The 19,943-nt window shown below is 65.5% G+C and carries 21 protein-coding genes; 15 read left to right on the plus strand and 6 right to left on the minus strand.

The window, feature by feature from the left end; all coding sequences use genetic code 11:
- Positions 1-26 precede the first annotated feature (26 nt).
- The 5 genes from G6N32_RS02735 to G6N32_RS02755 are packed head-to-tail and all read left to right on the plus strand — an operon-like array spanning position 27 to position 4,513.
- On the plus strand, positions 27-470 hold the full coding sequence (locus G6N32_RS02735) for a RidA family protein (RefSeq protein ID WP_163789099.1): 444 nt from the start codon (positions 27-29) through the stop codon (positions 468-470).
- Positions 467-1,135 (plus strand): DUF1028 domain-containing protein, encoded by a 669-nt coding sequence (locus tag G6N32_RS02740; RefSeq protein WP_115317467.1) that lies wholly within the window; start codon positions 467-469, stop codon positions 1,133-1,135. Before G6N32_RS02735 ends, G6N32_RS02740 begins: the two co-directional genes overlap by 4 nt.
- Positions 1,132-2,307, plus strand: a complete 1,176-nt coding sequence (locus G6N32_RS02745; RefSeq protein WP_115317466.1) for a M20 family metallopeptidase — start codon at positions 1,132-1,134, stop codon at positions 2,305-2,307. Before G6N32_RS02740 ends, G6N32_RS02745 begins: the two co-directional genes overlap by 4 nt.
- Entirely contained in the window at positions 2,304-3,707 is a 1,404-nt protein-coding gene (locus tag G6N32_RS02750; RefSeq protein WP_115317465.1) for an aspartate ammonia-lyase, read from the plus strand. Before G6N32_RS02745 ends, G6N32_RS02750 begins: the two co-directional genes overlap by 4 nt.
- Positions 3,707-4,513 (plus strand): carbon-nitrogen hydrolase family protein, encoded by an 807-nt coding sequence (locus tag G6N32_RS02755; protein WP_115317464.1) that lies wholly within the window; start codon positions 3,707-3,709, stop codon positions 4,511-4,513. The genes G6N32_RS02750 and G6N32_RS02755 overlap by 1 nt, the downstream gene beginning before the upstream one ends.
- 2 nt (positions 4,514-4,515) lie before the next feature.
- Here G6N32_RS02755 and G6N32_RS02760 read toward each other — a convergent pair whose 3' ends face one another.
- From G6N32_RS02760 to G6N32_RS02770, 3 genes are read right to left on the minus strand one after another with little or no spacing between them, the layout of a single operon-like run.
- Positions 4,516-4,971, minus strand: coding sequence for a nitroreductase family deazaflavin-dependent oxidoreductase (locus tag G6N32_RS02760; protein WP_115317463.1), 456 nt, complete (start codon positions 4,969-4,971; stop codon positions 4,516-4,518).
- Between the two features lie 14 nt (positions 4,972-4,985).
- Entirely contained in the window at positions 4,986-5,396 is a 411-nt protein-coding gene (locus G6N32_RS02765; protein WP_115317462.1) for a DUF8021 domain-containing protein, read from the minus strand.
- Positions 5,397-6,560: a steroid 3-ketoacyl-CoA thiolase gene (locus tag G6N32_RS02770; RefSeq protein WP_083118743.1), complete on the minus strand. Its 1,164-nt coding sequence runs from the start codon at positions 6,558-6,560 to the stop codon at positions 5,397-5,399.
- Positions 6,561-6,680: 120 nt separating this feature from the next.
- Here G6N32_RS02770 and G6N32_RS02775 point away from each other — a divergent pair, with 120 nt between their 5' ends.
- The 7 genes from G6N32_RS02775 to G6N32_RS02805 all read left to right on the plus strand — a co-directional run bounded on the left by G6N32_RS02775 (position 6,681) and on the right by G6N32_RS02805 (position 13,627).
- On the plus strand, positions 6,681-7,919 hold the full coding sequence (locus G6N32_RS02775; protein ID WP_115318869.1) for a cytochrome P450: 1,239 nt from the start codon (positions 6,681-6,683) through the stop codon (positions 7,917-7,919).
- Between the two features lie 35 nt (positions 7,920-7,954).
- Entirely contained in the window at positions 7,955-8,962 is a 1,008-nt protein-coding gene (locus G6N32_RS02780) for an acyl-CoA dehydrogenase family protein (RefSeq protein ID WP_115317461.1), read from the plus strand.
- A complete protein-coding gene (gene fadE29 / locus G6N32_RS02785) occupies positions 8,963-10,126 on the plus strand; it encodes an acyl-CoA dehydrogenase FadE29 (RefSeq protein WP_115317460.1) in 1,164 nt (387 codons plus the stop codon).
- A gap of 47 nt (positions 10,127-10,173) precedes the next feature.
- Positions 10,174-11,121, plus strand: a complete 948-nt coding sequence (locus G6N32_RS02790; protein ID WP_410432977.1) for a bifunctional MaoC family dehydratase N-terminal/OB-fold nucleic acid binding domain-containing protein — start codon at positions 10,174-10,176, stop codon at positions 11,119-11,121.
- Positions 11,118-11,519 (plus strand): MaoC family dehydratase, encoded by a 402-nt coding sequence (locus tag G6N32_RS02795; RefSeq protein WP_115317458.1) that lies wholly within the window; start codon positions 11,118-11,120, stop codon positions 11,517-11,519. The genes G6N32_RS02790 and G6N32_RS02795 overlap by 4 nt, the downstream gene beginning before the upstream one ends.
- Positions 11,519-12,685: a 17-hydroxy-3-oxo-4-pregnene-20-carboxyl-CoA lyase gene (locus G6N32_RS02800; protein ID WP_115317457.1), complete on the plus strand. Its 1,167-nt coding sequence runs from the start codon at positions 11,519-11,521 to the stop codon at positions 12,683-12,685. Before G6N32_RS02795 ends, G6N32_RS02800 begins: the two co-directional genes overlap by 1 nt.
- A 99-nt stretch (positions 12,686-12,784) precedes the next feature.
- On the plus strand, positions 12,785-13,627 hold the full coding sequence (locus G6N32_RS02805; RefSeq protein ID WP_115317456.1) for a type IV toxin-antitoxin system AbiEi family antitoxin: 843 nt from the start codon (positions 12,785-12,787) through the stop codon (positions 13,625-13,627).
- A gap of 59 nt (positions 13,628-13,686) precedes the next feature.
- Here G6N32_RS02805 and G6N32_RS02810 read toward each other — a convergent pair whose 3' ends face one another.
- The 3 genes from G6N32_RS02810 to kstD all read right to left on the minus strand — a co-directional run bounded on the left by G6N32_RS02810 (position 13,687) and on the right by kstD (position 17,015).
- Complete coding sequence (locus tag G6N32_RS02810) at positions 13,687-14,325, minus strand: hypothetical protein (RefSeq protein WP_163789101.1); 639 nt, start codon at positions 14,323-14,325, stop codon at positions 13,687-13,689.
- A gap of 145 nt (positions 14,326-14,470) precedes the next feature.
- Positions 14,471-15,331 carry an enoyl-CoA hydratase ChsH3 gene (locus G6N32_RS02815; protein WP_115317453.1) on the minus strand — a complete coding sequence of 287 codons (861 nt, stop codon included), beginning with the start codon at positions 15,329-15,331 and terminating at the stop codon, positions 14,471-14,473.
- A gap of 1 nt (position 15,332) precedes the next feature.
- Positions 15,333-17,015, minus strand: a complete 1,683-nt coding sequence (gene kstD, locus G6N32_RS02820) for a 3-oxosteroid 1-dehydrogenase (RefSeq protein WP_115317452.1) — start codon at positions 17,013-17,015, stop codon at positions 15,333-15,335.
- 154 nt (positions 17,016-17,169) lie between these two features.
- Here kstD and G6N32_RS02825 point away from each other — a divergent pair, with 154 nt between their 5' ends.
- Genes G6N32_RS02825 through dmpG form a run of 3 tightly spaced genes read left to right on the plus strand, consistent with a single transcriptional unit; the run spans position 17,170 to position 19,932 of the window.
- Positions 17,170-17,955, plus strand: a complete 786-nt coding sequence (locus G6N32_RS02825) for a 2-keto-4-pentenoate hydratase (RefSeq protein ID WP_115317451.1) — start codon at positions 17,170-17,172, stop codon at positions 17,953-17,955.
- 13 nt (positions 17,956-17,968) lie between these two features.
- Positions 17,969-18,886: an acetaldehyde dehydrogenase (acetylating) gene (locus G6N32_RS02830; protein WP_071948993.1), complete on the plus strand. Its 918-nt coding sequence runs from the start codon at positions 17,969-17,971 to the stop codon at positions 18,884-18,886.
- Positions 18,883-19,932: a 4-hydroxy-2-oxovalerate aldolase gene (dmpG, locus tag G6N32_RS02835; protein WP_083118731.1), complete on the plus strand. Its 1,050-nt coding sequence runs from the start codon at positions 18,883-18,885 to the stop codon at positions 19,930-19,932. The genes G6N32_RS02830 and dmpG overlap by 4 nt, the downstream gene beginning before the upstream one ends.
- The last annotated feature ends 11 nt before the right edge of the window (positions 19,933-19,943 follow it).

Consider the following 19,943-nt stretch of genomic DNA (forward strand, 5'->3'; position numbering starts at 1 on the left):
GCCCACACCCGAGAGGACCACTGACGATGAGCGATACGACGCCGGCCGGCGCGACCCACAGGCGAATCCGGCCGTTCAACACCAAGGACACCTACCCCGAGCAGAACCTCGACAACGATCTCTGCCAAGCGGTGGTGGCAGGGGGGGTTGTCTATCTGCGCGGGCAGATCGGACAAGACCTCGACACCCGGGAGTCGGTGGGTGTCGGCGACGTCGAGGCGCAGGCCGAGAAGGCCATGGCCAACATCGCGATGCTGCTCGACGAGGCGGGCAGCGGTCTGAGGGACATCGTCAAGGTCACGGTCTACCTCGTCGACATCCGCTACCGCGAAGCGGTTTACCGCGTCATGGGGCGCTGGCTGAAAGGCGTCTACCCGGTCTCCACCGGGCTGGTCGTCGACGCGCTGGCCCGCCCCGAATGGCTGGTGGAGATCGACGCCACCGCAGTGCTCAGTGGAGATCGGTCGTGACGTTCTCGCTCGTGGTGCGCAACGGCGCGGCGTTCGGCATGGTGGTGTGCTCGTCGAGTCCCGCGGTCGCATCCCGGTGTGTGCACCTGCGCGCGGGTGTGGGAGCGGTGGCCAGTCAGAACGTCACGAACCCGAACCTTGGCGCGCTGGCCCTGGATGCGCTTGCGGCAGGGGCCAATGCGTCCTCGGCACTTGAGAAGACCGTCTCGGGGGAGCCCTTCGCTGATTATCGCCAGCTGATCGTCGTGGATTCCTCAGGAGGCACGGCGATCCACACCGGCGCCAAGGCGCTTGGCACCCGCCACGAGCGGCAGGCCGAGAATGCCGCCGCCGCGGGCAATATGCTCGCCGAACCGGCGGTGATCGACGCATTGATCGACGGCTACCTCAATTCCACTGCACTGCAGACCGAACAGCGGCTACTGGACGGCCTCCGCGCCGCGCTGGCGGCCGGCGGCGAAGCGGGACCGGTACATTCCGCGGGCCTTCAGGTGGTCGAGGACGTACCGTGGCCGGTCACCGATCTGCGGGTCGACTGGCACGATGATCCGATCGGCGAACTCACTCGGCTGTGGGCGGTGTGGGAACCCCAGAAGGCCGACTATCGCACGCGCGGAATCGATCCCACCGCCGCGCCCTCGTACGGTGTGCCGGGGGATCTGTGACCGCCGCACTCGACGACGCCGTCCGGTCTGCGGTCGATCACGCGACCGGTCGCGTGCTTGCGCTGTCCCACGACCTACACGCGCACCCTGAGATCGCCTGGGAAGAGGTCCGGTCCTGCGCACGCGTGGCCGGCGACCTTGCGGACTCCGGATTCGAGGTCGAGGCGAACTTCACCGGTCTGCCGACCGCTTTCCTGGCCCGCCGCGGCTCCGGGCCGCTTCATCTGGCGGTGTGCGCCGAGTACGACGCGCTCCCGGGGATGGGACACGCATGCGGCCACAATGTGATCGCCGCGATCTCGACCGGCGCGGCAGTTGCGTTGGCGCCCTACGTCGACGATCTGGGCATCACGCTCTCGGTATTCGGGACACCTGCCGAGGAGGGTGGTGGCGGAAAGATCGAGATACTCGAACGCGGTGGATTCGCCGGCGTGCATGCGGCCGCGATGGTCCACCCCGGTCCGGTCGACGTGGCCAGGGCCGAACCATACGCCGTGTCGCACAGTCACATTCAGTACGACGGAAAAGCCGCACACGCTGCGGCGTATCCGGATCGGGGGGTGAATGCTGCGGATGCCTTCACCATCGCGCAGGTGGCGATCGGTCTACTGCGCCAACAGCTGCCCAGCGGAGTGCGGGTGCACGGCGTGATGACCAATGGCGGTGAGGCGCCGAACGCCATCCCGCAACGCACCGAGGGCCGTTGGTATGTCCGAGCCGGCACACTGGCCGAGCTCGCGGGCCTGGAGGAGCGCGTCAACCGGTGTTTCGAGGCCGGCGCGCACGCGACGGGCTGCGACCTGACCATCACTCCCGAGAGCAAGCCTTATGCGGAGTTCCGTACCGACGAGGGACTACTTACCGGATACGTACGCCGCGCCGAGGAACTTGGCCGGCGGTTCACCTCCGGCTCCGATTCGTTGATGAATCGCGCATCGACCGACATGGGCAATGTCTCCCAGCGTATTCCGGCCATCCACCCCTACATCGGGATCGACTCGCTGCCTGCGGTCAACCACCAGCTGGAGTTCGCCGCTGCTGCGATTTCGCCGGCCGCTGACCGGGCCGCCACCGATGGTGCGCTGGCGCTGGCACTTACGCTGCTGGATGCGGCGCTTGATACCGGCACTCGCCAACGCTTGATGGCAGCAGCCGAAGGAGATGCTCGATGAGCGTTCGTGTCGAACACGACCTGCTCGGCGATCACGAAGTCCCCGACGCGGCGTACTACGGCGTCCATACCGCCCGAGCGGTGGCGAACTTCCCGATCACGGGCACGCAGATCTCACGCTATCCGGAGCTCATTGTTGCGCTCGCCTGCGTGAAAATGGCAGCTGCGCTGGCCAATAAACGACTGGGACTACTCAGTGCCGAGCGCGCCGACGCCATCGTCTCGGCATGCGTGGAACTCAAGTCAGGCTTGCTGCACGACCAGTTCGTCGTCGATGTCATCCAGGGCGGTGCCGGAACGTCGACCAACATGAACGCCAACGAGGTGATCGCCAACCGCGGTCTGGAGCTACTAGGACACCGGCGCGGCGAGTACCGTTACCTTCATCCACTCGAGCACGTCAATCTCGGGCAAAGCACCAACGATGTCTACCCCACGGCGTTGAAGATCGCGCTCCAGTTCGCGGTCCATCGGCTGCAACTCGCGATGGCTGAACTCGTCGCGACCTTCGCCGACAAGGCTGTCGAGTTCGGCGGCCACCTGAAGATGGGGCGCACCCAGCTACAGGACGCGGTGCCGATGACCCTCGGGCAGGAGTTCGGCAGCTACGCGGTCATGGTCGGAGAGGACAGTGACCGGTTGAGGGAGGCTGCCACACTCATCTGTGAGATCAACCTCGGTGGAACCGCGATCGGTACGGGTCTTAACACGCATCGGGATTATGCCGAAGCGGTCTGCGAACAGCTCTGCGCCGCAACTGAACTGCCGCTGGTGACCGCTTCGAATCTCGTGGAGGCCACCCAGGACGTCGGTTCGTTCGTCCAACTGTCCGGGGTGCTCAAGCGCACCGCCGTCAAGCTGTCGAAGATCTGCAACGATCTACGGCTGCTGTCATCCGGTCCTCGGGCTGGTCTGGGGGAGATCAATCTTCCTGCGGTGCAGGCAGGTTCGAGCATCATGCCCGGTAAGGTCAATCCGGTGATTCCCGAAGTCGTCAATCAGGTCGCGTTCGAGGTGGTCGGCAACGACGTCACCATCAGCATGGCTGCCGAGGGTGGCCAGTTGCAGCTCAACGCCTTCGAGCCGATCATCGCGCACAGTCTGTTCGAATCGCTGGCCCATCTGACTGCGGCGTGCGACACCTTGCGGACACGGTGCGTCGCCGGAATCACTGCGAACGTGGACCGTATGCGTGCCACGGTCGACCAGTCCATCGGACTGGTGACGGCGCTCAACCCGTACATCGGCTACGAGGCGGCGACCCGGCTCGCCGCCGACGCGCTGAGTTCCGACTCCGACATCGCCTCGCTCGTTCTCGGTCGCGGGCTGCTGACGGCCTCGGAGCTGGAGGCGATCCTGACGCCACAGAATCTGACCGGACCGCAGCGCGGGAACAGCTGATGACGAACACTCTGACCGTCGGTATCGCGCAATGGCTGGCGCAATGTGCTGAGCCGGAGCGCAATCTCGACGACGCACTGCGGCATATCGCCGATCTCGTGGACCGTGGCTGCGAACTGATTGTGCTGCCGGAGTTGTGGCCTTGCGGATACGGTCCCGCGACGGTGGCCGACGATGCGCGCACGGCGGCCGAACCGCTGGACGGTTCGCGTGGCCGAGCACTGGCAGATGCCGCGCGCAGCCACGGGGTGTGGCTGTTCGCGGGGACAGTGCCGGAGCTGGCCGCAGGCCGGATCTACAACACCGCACCGTGTTACAGACCCGATGGCCAGCTCGTGGGCGCACATCGCAAAGTCCATCTGTACACCCCACTGAACGAGCACAAGGCGTTCACCGCAGGGGAGCGAGCCACCGTCGTCGAGGTCGACGGTCTCGGCCCAGTGGGACTGAGCACGTGTTTCGACGGTGATCATCCCGCCTATGCGCGCGCACTGCATGACGCCGGCGCCCGGGTGGTGGTCGCGCCATGTGCCTACGAAGTCGCTACCGAATCCTGGTGGGACATCTTGTATCCCGCCAATGCGCTGGCCAACGGCCAGTGGTGGATCATGGCCAACCAATGCGGGGGCGACCTGCTGGGCAAGAGCCGGATCATCGCACCGGACGGGTCCATCGTGGCTCAGGCGCCACGGGTCGGGGACACCGACGGTGCCGATCTACTCGTGGTGACGGTGGATCTCGGCGCGGGCATCGAAGCCGCGGAAGTCGCCGCGGGTGCGCTCTGGTCGCTCAGATCCCGGGCGTAGCTTTACGGATCGCAAATCACGATCGGGATCACCCGGTCGGTCCAGGACTTGTAGTCCTCGAAGCCGGTGTAGAACGCGGTCATCTTGGGCCAGTACTCGGCACGCTCGGCCTCGGTGGCATCGCGCGCGGTCAGCTCGAGGACCTCGTCCTTGATCTGAACCTTCACCTTCGGGTTCGCCTTGAGGTTGAGGTACCACAGCGGATGCTTGTCGCTGCCGCCCTGGGACGCCACCAGCACCACCCGGTTGCCCTCGCGGAGGAAGAGCAGCGGTGCGACGCGTGGCTCGCCGCTCTTGCGCCCGATCGTCGTCAGCAGCGCCACCGGCGCACCTTCGAGGAAACTGCCGCCGATCTTGCCCTTACTGGCCTTGTAGATCGCAGTCTGCCCCTTGGACATCCACTTGATGATGAACTTGGTCATCGGTGTGTCGAGGCCTTTGGGGCGCGGCTTGGGCAAGAAGAACTCCTCGGCTAGCTCGTGATGAACGGACGGACGATCGCCCGGATGTGATGGATCTTGCCATCGGCGGCCGGGATCAGGAACGTCTCGTCGATACGTGCGGCGACCCGTCGTCCCGCCAGCACCGGCTTGGTGAGCAGTTCGAATCGGGCGTGCACCTCATCGCCGTTCACGCTGAACTCCGGCTCGCTGACCGACTTGATGACGAGGTACTGCGGACCGCGATTGAGGCTGCGGCGCAATTGATCTCCGGAGAATCCGGTTTTGACGCCGAACTCGATGCGGGTGCAGCCCGGCGCGAACGGCACGTCGTCAGCCTTGTGACTGGCGAGGGCCTCGATGTATGCCCGTGCCGCCGCGATTCGCTCTTCGTCGCTGACCGGACCCTTCCCCGGGTCGCTTCGCTCCTGCCCGCCGGCCACTTAAATCCGCTCGATGATGGTTCCGGTCGACAACGCGCCACCGGCACACATGGTGATCAGTGCGGTGCTCTGATCGGTGCGCTCCAGTTCGTGCAGCGCGGTGGTGATCAACCGGCTGCCGGTGCTGCCGACCGGGTGACCCAGTGCGATCGCGCCACCGTTGACGTTCACCTTGTCCATGTCGGCCTCGTGGACCTGCGCCCAGCTGAGCACCACCGAGGCGAACGCCTCGTTGATCTCCACGAGGTCGATGTCGCCGAGCTTCATGCCGGCCTTCTCGAGCACCCGCGCGGTGGACTGCACCGGGCCGTCGAGGTGGTAGTAGGTCTCCGAACCGACGAGGGCCTGGCTGATGATGCGCGCCCGCGGCTTGAGCCCCAGCGCGCGCGCCTTGTCTTCGTCCATCCACAGCACTGCGGCGGCGCCGTCGGAGATCTGCGACGAGGTGCCCGCGGTGTGCATGGCGCCTTCCATCACCGGCTTGAGCCCGGCCAGGCCCTCCATGGTGGTGTCGCGCAGGCCCTGGTCACGGCTGACCATGTGGCGCTCGTCGGTGGGTCGCTTGTTCTCGTCGAGAATCGGCGCCTCGATCGGGGAGATCTCGCGGTCGAAGCGGTGCTCGTCCCAGGCCCGCTTGGCCCGTTGCTGGGACAGGAACCCGAGGTGGTCGAGATCCTCGCGAGTGATGCCGCGGCGTTTGGCAATCCGCTCGGCGGCGGTGAACTGATCGGGCATGTCGATGTCCCACGAGGCGGCGCGGATCAGCGAGCGGTCCGGGCCGGCGTTGGCGCCGAGCCCGACGCGGCTCATGGCCTCGATACCGCAGGCGATGCCGACGTCGATCGCGCCGGTCGCGATCAGCCCGGCGATCAGGTGGTTGGCCTGCTGGGCGCTGCCGCACTGGCAGTCGACGGTGGTGGCACCGATCTGCTCGGGCAGGCCGGCGGTCAGCCACGCCACCCGGGTGATGTTGTTCGACTGCTCGCCGTATTGGGTGACGCAGCCACCGATGACCTGCTCGACCTCATCGGCGTCGATGCCGGCCTTCTCGACCACGGCCCTCTGGACAGCCCCCAACAATTCGGTCGCATGTAGACCGGACAGCCAGCCGCCCCGCTTTCCGATGGGGCTACGCGTGGCTTCGACGATGACAGGATTACCCATGAGGTCAGGCTAGAACACGTTTCATTACTCTGACAAGCGAGGATGCTTTTGCGCCTTTTGTCTGCGGTGAAGCCATGTTTTACTGGCACTAGAACACGTCATATTGAGGAGCGCATGATCATGCCAACCCCCAACATCCCGGCCGGTTTCGACTTTCTGGATCCGGACCTGCATGTGCAGCGGCTGCCGGTGGAGGAGCTCGCCGAACTGCGCCGGGTCGCGCCCATCTGGTGGTGCGAACAGGCTATCGGCAAGGGCGGCTTCAACGACGGCGGTTATTGGGTCGTCACCAAGCACAAGGACGTCAAAGAGGTCTCCCGCCGCAATGACGTTTTCCTGAGCTCGCCCAACACCGCCATCCCGCAGTTCCCCGACGAGATGGCGCGGGAGGATATCGACCTGCAGAAGGTCGTCATGCTCAACATGGACGGCGAGTACCACGACCGGTTGCGCCGGATCATCTCCAAAGGGTTCACCCCGCGTGCCATCGGCGCTCTGCGCGACGAACTCGACCGGCGCGCCCAGATCATCGCCAAGGAGGCCGCCGCCAACGGCAGCGGAGACTTCGTCGAGCAGGTGGCCTGCGAGCTGCCGCTGCAGGCGATCGCCGATTTGCTGGGTGTGCCCCAGGACGACCGGGCGAAGCTGTTCCGCTGGTCGAACGAGATGACCGGCAACGGTGACGAGGAGTTCGACGTCGACCCCAAGCAGTCGTCGATGGAGGTGCTGGCCTACGCCATGCACATGGCCGAGGTGAAGGGTAAGAACCCCGGCAACGACATCGTCACCGCCCTGATCAACGCCGACATCGACGGCGAGAAGCTCTCCGACGACGAGTTCGGCTTCTTCGTGATGATGCTGGCCGTGGCCGGCAACGAGACCACCCGCAACTCGATCACCCACGGCATGATCGCGTTCGCGAACAACCCCGAGCAGTGGGAGCTCTACAAGAAGGAGCGCCCGGAGACCGCGGCCGACGAGATCGTCCGCTGGGCCACCCCGGTCACCGCGTTCCAGCGCACTGCCGCCGAGGACGTCGAGCTGGCCGGTGTGCAGATCAAGAAGGACCAGCGGGTCGTAATGTTCTACCGCTCGGCCAACTTCGACGAGGACGTCTTCGAGGACCCGTACACCTTCAACATCCTGCGCAACCCGAACCCGCATGTGGGCTTCGGCGGCACCGGCGTGCACTACTGCGTTGGCGCCAACCTGGCCAAGATGACGATCAACCTGATCTTCAACGCAGTTGCTGACCACATGCCCGATCTCACCTCGGCGGGCACCCCCGAGCGGCTACGTTCGGGGTGGCTCAACGCCATCAAGCACTGGCAGGTCGACTACACCGGAGCATCGGCCTAAAACGTTTATCGCCTGAGAATCAAGGAGGATTCTTCGTGGACTTCAGTCCGGACGAAGGGCAGCAGGCAGTCACCGACGTGGTGACCTCAGCACTCGAGCGGGACAACAGCTGGGACGCGCTGGTTTCCGGTGGCGTCGTGGCATTCGGTGTCCCGGAGCGCCTCGGCGGTGACGGCCTCGGCCTGGCCGAGATCACCGCGGCGCTCACCCAGATCGGCAGGTTCGGCACCATCAGTCCGGCGTTCGCGACCCTCGGTCTGGGTCTGCTTCCGCTGCTGGACTTGGCGTCGGACTCGCAGCAGGATCGCTACCTGGCCGGAGTCGCCAAGGGTGCGGTGCTGACCGCGGCGCTCAACGAGCCGGGCCGTTCGCTGCCTGAGCGGCCCGAGACGCGGCTGACGGACGGCAAGCTGAACGGCACCAAGATCGGCGTTCCCTTCGCCGAGCAGGCGGATTGGATCGTCGTGAGCACCGACAGCGGGGTGGTGGTCGTGTCGCCCACGGCGCCCGGCGTGAGCCTGACGAAGACCCCGTCGGCGACGCACGCCGACGAGTACGTCGTCACCTTTGCCGACACCCCCGTCGACAGCTCAGATGTGTTGGGCGGCAGCGATTCCGTGCGACGGATCAATCAGCTGGTGGTGGCCGCTGTCGGCGCCTACGCGTCCGGCTTGGTGGCAGGCGCGCTACGGCTCACCGCCGACTACGTCGCCAACCGGCACCAGTTCGGCAAGCCGCTGTCGACCTTCCAAACGGTCGCCGCGCAGCTCGCCGAGATCTACATCGCCTCGCGAACCATCACGTTGGCGTCGACGGCGGTGTCCTGGGCGCTGTCCGAGGGGCGCGATGCGACCGAAGACATCGACATCCTCGGCTACTGGGTGACTTCGCAGGCGCCACCGGTCATGCAACTGTGCCACCATCTGCACGGCGGCATGGGTATGGACATCACCTACCCGATGCACCGCTACTACTCGTCGATCAAAGATCTCACCCGGCTGTTGGGTGGCAAGGCACACCGTCTGGAACTGGTGGGAGCGTAAATGTTCATCGAGCTGACCCCCGAGCAGAAGCAGCTGCAAGCTGAACTGCGGGAATACTTTTCGAATCTCATCTCGCCTGAGGAAGCCCAGGCGATGGAGTCCGACCGGCACAACGAGGCCTACCGCGCGATCATCAAGCGGATGGGTTCCGACGGCAAACTGGGAGCCGGTTGGCCCAAAGAGTACGGCGGCCTGGGCTATGGGCCCATCGAGCAGTCGATCTTCGTCAACGAGGCCCAGCGCGCCGACGTGCCGCTGCCTGCGGTGACGCTGCAGACCGTCGGACCGACGTTGCAGCAGTACGGAACCGAAGCGCAGAAGAAGAAATTCCTGCCGGCGATCCTGGCCGGTGAGGTGCACTTCGCCATCGGCTACAGCGAACCGGAGGCCGGTACCGACCTGGCCTCGCTGCGGACCTCGGCGGTCAAGCAGGGTGACGAGTACATCGTCAACGGCCAGAAGATGTGGACCACCGGCGGGCACGATGCCGACTACGTCTGGCTGGCCTGCCGAACCGATCCGGAAGCCGTTAAGCACAAGGGTATTTCGATCCTGATCGTCGACACCAAGGATCCGGGCTACTCCTGGACGCCGGTCATCCTGTCCGACGGCGCCCACCACACCAATGCCACCTACTACAACGACGTGCGGGTGCCCGCCGACATGCTCGTCGGTGAAGAAAACGGCGGATGGCGGCTGATCACCACCCAGCTCAACAACGAGCGGGTCATGCTCGGACCGGCCGGACGGTTCGCGGCGCTTTACGACAAGGTTCATGCGTGGGCCTCCAAGCCGGGCAGCAACGGGGACACCCCACTCGATCACGCCGACGTCAAGCGCTCGCTGGGTGAGCTCAAGGCCATGTGGCGCATCAACGAGCTGCTCAACTGGCAGGTCGCGGCGTCGGGCGAGGAGATCGACATCGCGGATGCGGCCGCCACCAAGGTCTTCGGCACCGAGCGCATCCAGTATGCGGGCCGCCTCGCCGAGGAAATTGTTGCTGCACACGGTAATCCGGCCGATGCGGAGACCGCCGAGCTGATGGACTGGTTGGACAGCCAGACGAAGCGCAACTTGGTGATCACATTCGGCGGCGGAGTGAACGAGGTCATGCGAGAGATGATCGCGGCTGCCGGTCTGAAAGTGCCGAGGGTTCCGCGGTGAGCGGCGATGAGCGCTCGCGCGAAGAGCAGCCCAGCGTAGTCGACGACATCAAGGCCGCGGCCGAGCGGGTCAAGGCCGAAGGCAAGAGCAAGCCTCGGGTCGGGCGGCATCCGGTCAACCAGCCGATGGTCGACCACTGGCTCGACGCGATCGGCGACAAGAACCCGATCTACGTCGACTCCGATGCCGCCAAGGCGGCCGGGCATCCCGGCCTGGTCGCTCCGCCGGCGATGATCCAGGTCTGGACGATGATGGGTCTGGGCGGTGTTCGCCCCGACGACGACCCGCTGGGCAAGATCCTCGAATTGTTCGACGAGGCAGGCTATATCGGCGTCGTCGCGACCAACTGCGAGCAGACTTATCACCGCTATCTGCGGCCAGGCGAAGAAGTCAGTGTCGCCGCCGAGCTGACCGACGTCGTCGGCCCCAAGCGGACCGCGTTGGGCGAGGCGTTCTTCATCACCCAGACCATCACCTGGTCGGTCGGTGACGAGGATGTCGCCGAGATGATGTGGCGCATCATGAAGTTCATCCCTGCCGATAAATCTGAGGCAGCCCCCTCGTCGGTGCCGGATGATCTCGATGCCGATTCCGCTATGCGCCCGGCGTCGTCGAAGGACACTAAGTTCTTCTGGGACGGCGTCAACGCGCACGAGCTGCGCATCCAGAAGCGCGACGACGGCACGCTGGTTCATCCGCCGGTGCCGGCGCTGTGGCTCGACAAGGAGCAGGAGACCGATTACGTCGTTGCCAGCGGCAACGGGACCGTCTTCAGCTTCGTGGTGCACCATGCGCCGAAGGTGCCCGGCCGGACCCTGCCGTTCGTGATCGCGCTCGTCGAACTCTCCGAAGGCGTGCGGATGCTCGGTGAGCTGCGCAACGTCGATCCCTCTACCGTGAAGATCGGAATGCCCGTCCGCGCAATGTATATCGATTTCCCGGCCAACGACGTCGGCCCGGCGTGGACCAACTACGCGTGGGAGCCGGCCAAATGAGCGCGCCTGCAATCGAAGTCGGCACCAAGCTGCCGGAGCTGAAGATCTACGGAGACCCGACGTTCATCGTCTCGACGGCGATCGCCACCCGGGACTACCAGGATGTCCACCACGACCGGGACAAGGCGCAGGCCAAGGGTTCCAAGGACATCTTCGTCAACATCCTCACCGACACCGGTCTGGTGCAGCGGTTCATCACCGACTGGGCCGGCCCGACAGCGGTCATCAAGTCGATCGGTCTGCGCCTGGGCGTGCCCTGGTATGCCTACGACACCGTGACGTTCTCCGGTGAGGTCACTGCAGTGGAGGACGGATTGATCACGCTGAAAATCGTGGGCAGCAACAGTCTTGGCGATCACGTGATCGCCACCGCCACGCTGACGATCGGTGCCGCGTGATGCCGGGCGAGCTGAGCGGCAAGGCCGCTATCGTCGGCATCGGCGCCACCGACTTCTCGAAGAACTCCGGTCGTAGCGAGTTGCGGCTGGCCTCGGAGGCCGTGCTGGACGCCCTCGACGACGCGGGCCTGACGCCCGCCGACGTCGACGGCATGACCACGTTCACGATGGACTCCAACACCGAGGTCGCGATCGCGCGGGCCACCGGCATCGGCGATCTGAAGTTCTTCTCCAAGATCCACCACGGCGGCGGTGCAGCCTGCGCCACCGTTCAGCAGGCCGCGATCGCGGTGGCCACCGGTGTCGCGGATTGCGTTGTGGCATACCGGGCTTTCAACGAGCGCTCCGGCATGCGTTTCGGTCAGGTGCAGATGCGGCTGGTCGAAAACGCGGACTCCACCGGCGTGGACAATTCGTTCTCGTACCCGCACGGATTGTCGACGCCGGCCGCGCAGGTCGCGATGATCGCCCAGCGCTACATGCACTACTCCGGTGCGACCAGCCGTGATTTCGGTGCGGTATCGGTAGCGGATCGTAGGCACGCTGCCAACAATCCGAAGGCGTACTTCTACGAGAAGCCGATCACCATCGAGGACCACCAGAACTCACGGTGGATCGCCGAGCCGCTGCGGCTGCTGGACTGCTGCCAGGAGACCGACGGCGGTGTCGCCCTGGTGATCGTCTCGGCCGAGCGTGCCAAGGACCTCAAGCACCGGCCAGCCATCATCGAGGCGGCGGCGCAGGGCTCGAGCCCTAACCAGTACTCGATGACGAGCTACTACCGGCCCGAACTCGGGCTGCCCGAGATGGGTTTGGTGGGTAAGCAGATGTGGGCGCAGTCGGGTCTCACGCCGGCCGACATCCAGACCGCGATCCTCTATGACCACTTCACTCCTTTCACGCTGATTCAGTTGGAGGAGTTGGGGTTCTGCGAGCCGGGTGACGCGAAGGACTTCGTCAAGGACGGCGCGTTGGAGATCGGCGGACGGCTGCCGATCAACACCCACGGTGGCCAGCTCGGCGAGGCCTACATTCACGGCATGAACGGCATCGCCGAAGGCGTGCGCCAGCTGCGCGGCACCTCGGTGAACCAGGTGGACAACGTCGAGCATGTGCTCGTCACCGCCGGCACCGGCGTCCCGACCTCCGGCCTGATCCTGGGCTAGCTGTTCCGCCGACAGTAACGCCACGGCGCAGAATCACGCGATTCGCCGCCATGGCGTTACTGTCGTTCGCTTGTCGGTGGGCGACGGCACACTTCCGCCATGGAGGACGAGCCATTCATCGGGAGCGAGGCGTTGTCGGCCGGCCGCCTGACGCGCCACGATCTGCGAACCAAGTTCCGCGCGGTCCATCGGGACGTCTACATCCCGGCCGGGGCTGAGCTCAGTCCAGTACTAAGGGCCACGGCGTGCTGGTTGCGATCACGCCGGCGCGGCGTACTGGTCGGCTTTTCGGCTTCAGCTGTCCACGGCGCAAGGTGGATCGACATCCGTCGCGCCGCAGAGATCAGCGATTCCAATCGTCGGCCGACACCGGCCGTGATCGCCCGTGCCTGCGGTATCGAATCCGACGAGATGTGCCTCAAGGCCGGGATGGCCGTCACCACTCCCGCGCGTACCGCCCTCGATCTTCTGTGCTGGTATCCGACGGATGTGGCGATCACGGCAGTGGATGCGTTGGCGCGCGCGACGCGCTTGAAGGTCGCCGACGTCGAGCTGTTGGCTGAACGGCATCAAGGCCGGCGAGGGATCGTCCGAGCGCGGGCCGCGCTCAATCTTGTCGACCCGGGCTCGGAGTCACCGAAGGAGACATGGCTGCGGCTGGTGATCGTCCGGGCGGGTTTCCCGCGACCGCAGACACAGATTCCGGTCTACAACGAATACGGAGTGCTGATCGCTGAACTCGACATGGGCTACGAGGACCGCAAAATCGCGTTCGAATACGAAGGCGCCCACCACCGCATTGATCGTCGACAACGTGACAGAGACATTCGGCGATTCGAAGACCTCGCCGAACTCGGCTGGGTCGTCGTGCGTTTCACGTCTGAGGACACTGCGGGCACCGTCAAGCGCCGAGTGGCAGCGGCTTTGGCGCGCCGACAGTAACGCCACGGCGGAAAATCCGGGGATTCCGCGCCGTGGCGTTACTGTCGAGCGGCCAAACTTCAGGACAGGTTGTTCTTGACCTGGGTGTCCTGCATCTTCGCAATGGCCAGGGCGGTCTCGTTCTGCACCGGATCGTTGGGCTCACTGGAGAATTCGATGTTCACCAGCGACTTGCCCTGGGTGAAGTACACCTCGGTGATCGCCTTGGTACCGTCGGGCGACTTGCCGGTGGCGATGATGCCGTTGCCGCCGTCGCCGACATCGGCAGGCTGGGGCGCGCCGTCAACTTCCTTGGGCAGTTCTGCCTTGGCAGAGTCCAGAGCCTTGAGCGCTCCGGCGGCGTCCTCGCTCACGACGATCGCGAAGACGATGGTTTCGTTCTTACCGGGGTTCGTCATCGACTGGACGACGCCGTTCACACCATTGGGGTTGATCTGCGGATCGCTGGCCACGAAGCTCGGATCGATATCGGAGGCCTTCAGCAGCAGTTTGCTGTAGTCGCCGGCCGGGGCGGCGGCGGCGGCGCTGGACGTCTCCGAAGCGGCGGACGAGGAGCTCGACGCGGCCGATGACGACGATGACGACGATGACGATGACGACTCGGACCCCTTGTCGTCGCTACCGCAGCCGACTGCGGCGGCGCCCACGAGCAGGGCGGCGCCGACGAGACCGACGGTCTTGGCGGGGGCAATCTTCATAGGGAAGTCCTTTCGCGAAAGCACCAAAGTTTGCTTTGCCTAAGTTCCTACCCTGAAGAGCGCTGAAAATTTGACCTATCGGCAAATTTGACGACCAGATCACACGACTTCGTAATCTGGAGGATGGGAAGACCCGGACCGAAACTCAGACCGGGATGAACTCCACGTCGGAGAGGATGACGGCATCGTCGCGGCCCGGAGCGGTGACGACGCCGACGTAGCCGTCGCCGTCCTTCCATGCGCTGACCTTGATGGTTTCACCCGGATAGCAGACCCCGGCGAACCGCGCGCCGTAGGTCTTCACGGCCGAAGCGTCGGAATCGAGCAGCGTGTCGACCAGTGCCTTGCACGTCATGCCGTAGGTGCACAGTCCGTGCAGGATCGGCTTCGGAAAGCCGGCTGCCGCAGCGAATTCGGGATCGGAATGCAGCGGGTTGCGGTCACCGCAGAGCCGGTAGAGCAGCGCTTGCTGCGGCAGTACCGGAACGGAGATCTCGTAGTCCGGCGCGCGGTCCGGCGCGGCAACTGATGTCGACGGGCCGCGCTCGCCGCCGAAACCACCCTCACCGCGGGCGAAGATCGACCGCTTGGTGGTCCACAGCAGGGTGCCGTCCGGGTCGGTCACCGTGGTCTCGCTGACGATGACGGCGGCCTTGCCCTTGTCCCAGATCTCGGTGAACCGCTGCACCGACCGCGCGGTGCCGCTGGGCGGCAGCGGCGCGGGCACCGTGACCGCCTCGCTGGCGTGCAGCACCTTGCTCAGCTCGATCTCGATGCCGGGGAACTTCACCTCGGGCGGTTCGGTCATGTGGAAGCTGGCGGCCACGTTGCCGAAGGTGGGCAGCACCTGCGGGGTGCGGTCCACCAGGTAGCGCAGTTCTTTGGGATCCATCGGATCCGCGCCCGCGCCGAGGCCGAGCTGATAGAGCTGCACATCGCTGCTCGTCCACGAGAACTCGACGGGCTCCAGTTCGGCGCCGAGCGCGACGGACAGATCGATCGGCATGTCAGGCCTTTCCTGCAATGTGCAACGCCGCCAGGTAGCCGAACGCCATCGCGGGGCCGATGGTGCCGCCCGGACCGGGATAGGTGTGGCCCATCACCGGCGCGCTGACATTACCGGCCGCGTACAGGCCTTCGATCACCGAACCGTCGTCGCGCAGAGCCCGCCCGTTGACGTCGGTGCGGACGCCACCCTTGGTGCCCAGATCGCCGGGCACCATCTTGGCGGCGTAGAACGGCCCGTTCTTGATCTCGCCGAGGTTGGGGTTGGGCTTGTTGGTCGGATCGCCGTAGTAGCGGTCGTAAGCGCTTTCACCGCGGTGGAAGTCCTCGTCCTTGCCTGCACGTGCAAAGCCGTTGAACCGCTGGACGGTTTCCAGGAACGCATCGGCAGGCAGCCCGGTGACCTTGGCCAGCTCCTCGAGGGTGTCGGCCTTGACGATGACGCCGGACTCCATCCACTTCTTCGGAATGCGTTGTCCCGGTTGCAGTCCGGCAAAGATGTAGCGGTCACGGTACTGCTGGTCGAACACCAGCCATGCCGGCACGTTCTCGCCGGGACCGGCGCCCTGACCGTACTGGCCGCCGTACATGTGGTGGCAGGCCTCGACGTAAGGCATCGACTCGTTCATGAAGCGCTTGCCGGACAGGTTGACGATGATCGAGCCGGGGGAGTTGCGCTCCGACAGCGCGAACCATGGTGCGCCGACCAGCGGGACGGTCGGACCCCACCAGGCGTCCTCCATCAATTCCAGTGCCGCGCCGAGTTTTTCGGCGGCCACGATGCCGTCACCGGTGTTGGCTGCGGCCCCCACGGTCCACTCGGTGGTGATCGGGGCGCGCTGATACTTGACCCGCATCTGCTCGTTGTGCTCGAACCCGCCGCTACCCAGGATGACGCCCCGGCGTGCGCGGATCAATTGCGGGTCAGCCGCTTCCGGTCCGGTGGTGTCGCGGACATAGATGCCGCGCACCACGCCGTCCTCGACGTACAGATCGGTCAGCGCGGTGTTGAGCAGCACCGGAACACCGGCCTCGCGAAGGCCGATCCGCATCGGGGCGATCAGCGCCCGCCCCATGCCCACCAAATTCTTGCCACGAGCGTTGGCCCACACCGTGCGAGCGCCGACCTTCAAGCTCCTCAACACGCCGCGAGGGTGGCGCTTGAGCTGATTGAGACGCATGTAATCCTGCTGCATCACAACGACATTGAGCGGGACCTTGCCGTACGCCGGCTCCAGGAACTTCTCGTCGGGGCCGAGCTTCTTGGCGTCGAACGGCTTGGGCTCGACCGAGCGTCCACCGGGGCGGCCTCCCGGCGCCTCCGGGTAGTAGTCGGAGTACCCGGGCACCCAGCACAGCTTCAGCGGAGTGTGCTTGAGCACGAACGACAGCATCTCCGGCCCGCGCTCGAGGTAGGTGTCGATTCGTTCCGGCTCCACCACGTCGCCGATGATCGTGTGCAGATAGGTACGCGCGGCTTCTTTGGTGTCGGTGACTCCGTCACGCTTGAGGATCTCGTTGTTGGGGATCCACACGCCGCCGCCCGAGCGGGCGGTCGAGCCGCCGAAGTGCGCGGCCTTCTCGACGACGACTGTCGATAGTCCCTGGTGAGCGGCGGTAAGTGCGGCAACCATGCCGGCAGCACCGCTTCCGACGACGACGACGTCGAACTCCTGAGCTGTCATACTAGAACACGTTATAGAATTGCCCCGTCCGGGCGCTACTGACCCCTCCTTTCCGATCAGCGGAACGCTTACCCCACGGCGCCGCGGACAACACTAGAATTGCCCGCACCGGGCGCCGTTCGCCCCGGTCACACCGACGATGGGACTCCCGGGAATGCTGAGCGTTTCGACGCGCGAAGAGCTTGCCGCCGACCTTGCCGAGGCGGAACGCAGTCGCGTCCCGATGACGCCGCTGACGGCCAAATACCCCGATATCGACGTTGTCGACGCCTACGAAATCCAGCTGATCAACATCCGGCAGCGGATCGCCGAAGGCGCGCGGGTGGTCGGTCACAAGGTCGGCCTGTCATCGGAGGCCATGCAGAAGATGATGGGTGTCGACGAGCCCGACTACGGCCATCTACTGGCCGACATGGAGGTGTTCGAGGACAAGCCGGTTCCCGCAGGGCGCTTCCTGTTCCCGCGCGTGGAGGTCGAGGTCGGATTCATCCTCGCCGACGACCTGCCCGGCGCCGGCTGCACGGAGGACGACGTGCTGGCGGCCACCGCGGCGTTCGCCCCGGCGATCGAACTCATCGACACCCGGATCAAGGACTGGAAGATCGCGCTGTGCGACACCATCGCCGACAACGCGTCGTCGGCGGGCTATGTGCTCGGCAAGGAGCGGGTATCGCCCAAAGACATAGATATCCAAGCCATCCCGGCCGTCTTGACCCGCAACGGCGAGGTGGTGGCCGAGGGCCGCAGTGACGCCGTTCTCGGCAATCCGGTCACGGCAGTGGCGTGGCTGGCCCGCAAGGTCGAGAGCTTCGGGGTGCGACTGAAGGCGGGCGACATCGTCCTGCCGGGCTCGTGCACCAGGGCCATCGACTGCCACCCAGGCGACGAGTTCGTCGCAGACTTCGCCGGTCTGGGTTCGGTCCGGCTGTCATTCGAATAAGAGGAGGCTCTACATGCCCCAGAAGAGTTCTGTCGCCATCGTCGGGTCGGGCAACATCAGCACCGACCTGCTGTACAAGCTCCTCCGTTCGGAGTGGCTCGAGCCGCGCTGGATGATCGGCATCGATCCCGAGAGCGAGGGTCTGGCCCGGGCACGCAAGCTCGGACTGGAGACCAGCCACGAGGGGGTGGACTGGCTGCTGGCGCAGTCGGAGAAGCCGGACCTGGTGTTCGAAGCCACCAGCGCCTACGTCCACCGGGCCGCCGCGCCCCGTTACGAAGAGGCCGGCATCCGCGCGATCGACCTGACGCCGGCCGCCGTCGGCCCCGGCGTGATCCCGCCGGCCAACCTGCGTGCGCACCTGGACGCTCCGAACGTCAACATGGTCACCTGCGGTGGCCAGGCCACGATCCCGATGGTCTATGCGGTGAGCCGCGTCGTCGACGTGCCCTACGCCGAGATCGTCGCGTCGGTGTCGTCGGCGTCGGCCGGCCCCGGAACCCGGGCCAACATCGACGAGTTCACCAAGACCACCAGTGCCGGCGTGGAGGTGATCGGCGGCGCGAAGCGGGGTAAGGCGATCATCATCCTGAATCCGGCTGATCCGCCAATGATCATGCGCGACACCATCTTCTGCGCGATCCCCGAGGACGCCGACCACGACGCGATCACGCAGTCCATCAAGGACGTCGTCGCCGAGGTGCAGACCTATGTGCCGGGCTACCGCCTGCTCAACGAGCCGCAGTTCGACGAGCCGACGGTGTACAACGGCGGCAATCACCTCGTCACCACGTTCGTGGAGGTCGAGGGTGCGGGCGACTATCTGCCGCCCTACGCGGGAAATCTGGACATCATGACCGCCGCGGCCACCAAGGTGGGCGAGGAGATCGCCAAGGAACGCGCCTCTGCAGGAACGGGAGCTCAAGCATGAGCGACATCTACTTCAACCCCATGTGGGACGTCCGGATGACGGACACGTCGCTGCGCGACGGCAGCCACCACAAGCGCCACCAGTTCACCAAGGAAGAGGTCGGCGCCATCGTCGCTGCGCTGGACACCGCCGGTGTCCCGGTGATCGAGGTGACCCACGGTGACGGGCTGGGCGGCTCGAGCTTCAATTACGGGTTCTCCAAGACCCCCGAGCAGGAGCTGATCAAGCTGGCCGCCGAGACGGCCAAGGAATCCAAGATCGCCTTCCTCATGCTGCCCGGCGTGGGCACCAAGGAGGACATCAAAGAGGCGCAGAACAACGGCGGCTCGATCTGCCGGATCGCCACCCACTGCACCGAGGCCGATGTCTCGATCCAGCACTTCGGGCTGGCCCGCGAACTCGGGCTGGAGACCGTCGGCTTCCTGATGATGAGCCACACGATCAGCCCGGAGAAGCTTGCCAAGCAAGCCCGGATCATGGCCGACGCCGGCTGCCAGTGCGTCTACGTCGTCGACTCGGCGGGTGCGCTGGTGCTCGAGGGCGTGGCCGACCGGGTGAGCGCGTTGGTCGCCGAACTGGGTGACGACGCCCAGGTGGGCTTTCACGGCCACGAGAACCTGGGCCTGGGTGTGGCCAACTCGATCGAAGCCGTCCGGGCGGGAGCCAAGCAGATCGACGGGTCGTGCCGCCGGTTCGGCGCCGGCGCGGGCAACGCTCCGGTCGAGGCGCTGATCGGGGTGTTCGACAAGATCGGCGTCAAGACCGGCATCGACTTCTTCGACATCGCCGACGCCGCTGAGGAGGTCGTCGCACCGGCCATGCCGGCCGAATGCCTGCTGGACCGCAACGCGCTGATCATGGGCTACTCCGGGGTGTACTCGAGCTTCCTCAAGCACGCCATCCGCCAGTCCGAGCGCTACGGCGTGCCGGCCCACCAGCTGCTGCACCGGGCCGGACAGCGCAAGCTCATCGGTGGCCAGGAGGATCAGCTGATCGACATCGCGCTGGAGATCAAGCGCGAGCAAGAGGCTGCCTCGGCTTCCTAGGTTGTCATCGG

Source organism: Mycolicibacterium aichiense (assembly GCF_010726245.1).
Lineage (GTDB): Bacteria > Actinomycetota > Actinomycetes > Mycobacteriales > Mycobacteriaceae > Mycobacterium > Mycobacterium aichiense.

Bases quoted from the DNA above. Each gene is read 5' to 3' on its own strand.
- G6N32_RS02735 (WP_163789099.1), top strand. From the start codon at position 27: ATGAGCGATACGACGCCGGCCGGCGCGACCCACAGGCGAATCCGGCCG.
- G6N32_RS02750 (WP_115317465.1), top strand. From the start codon at position 2,304: ATGAGCGTTCGTGTCGAACACGACCTGCTCGGCGATCACGAAGTCCCC.
- G6N32_RS02755 (WP_115317464.1), top strand. From the start codon at position 3,707: ATGACGAACACTCTGACCGTCGGTATCGCGCAATGGCTGGCGCAATGT.
- G6N32_RS02770 (WP_083118743.1), bottom strand. From the start codon at position 6,560: ATGGGTAATCCTGTCATCGTCGAAGCCACGCGTAGCCCCATCGGAAAG.
- G6N32_RS02775 (WP_115318869.1), top strand. From the start codon at position 6,681: ATGCCAACCCCCAACATCCCGGCCGGTTTCGACTTTCTGGATCCGGAC.
- fadE29 (WP_115317460.1), top strand. From the start codon at position 8,963: ATGTTCATCGAGCTGACCCCCGAGCAGAAGCAGCTGCAAGCTGAACTG.
- G6N32_RS02795 (WP_115317458.1), top strand. From the start codon at position 11,118: ATGAGCGCGCCTGCAATCGAAGTCGGCACCAAGCTGCCGGAGCTGAAG.
- G6N32_RS02800 (WP_115317457.1), top strand. From the start codon at position 11,519: ATGCCGGGCGAGCTGAGCGGCAAGGCCGCTATCGTCGGCATCGGCGCC.
- G6N32_RS02805 (WP_115317456.1), top strand. From the start codon at position 12,785: ATGGAGGACGAGCCATTCATCGGGAGCGAGGCGTTGTCGGCCGGCCGC.
- G6N32_RS02810 (WP_163789101.1), bottom strand. From the start codon at position 14,325: ATGAAGATTGCCCCCGCCAAGACCGTCGGTCTCGTCGGCGCCGCCCTG.
- G6N32_RS02815 (WP_115317453.1), bottom strand. From the start codon at position 15,331: ATGCCGATCGATCTGTCCGTCGCGCTCGGCGCCGAACTGGAGCCCGTC.
- kstD (WP_115317452.1), bottom strand. From the start codon at position 17,015: ATGACAGCTCAGGAGTTCGACGTCGTCGTCGTCGGAAGCGGTGCTGCC.
- G6N32_RS02825 (WP_115317451.1), top strand. From the start codon at position 17,170: ATGCTGAGCGTTTCGACGCGCGAAGAGCTTGCCGCCGACCTTGCCGAG.
- G6N32_RS02830 (WP_071948993.1), top strand. From the start codon at position 17,969: ATGCCCCAGAAGAGTTCTGTCGCCATCGTCGGGTCGGGCAACATCAGC.
- dmpG (WP_083118731.1), top strand. From the start codon at position 18,883: ATGAGCGACATCTACTTCAACCCCATGTGGGACGTCCGGATGACGGAC.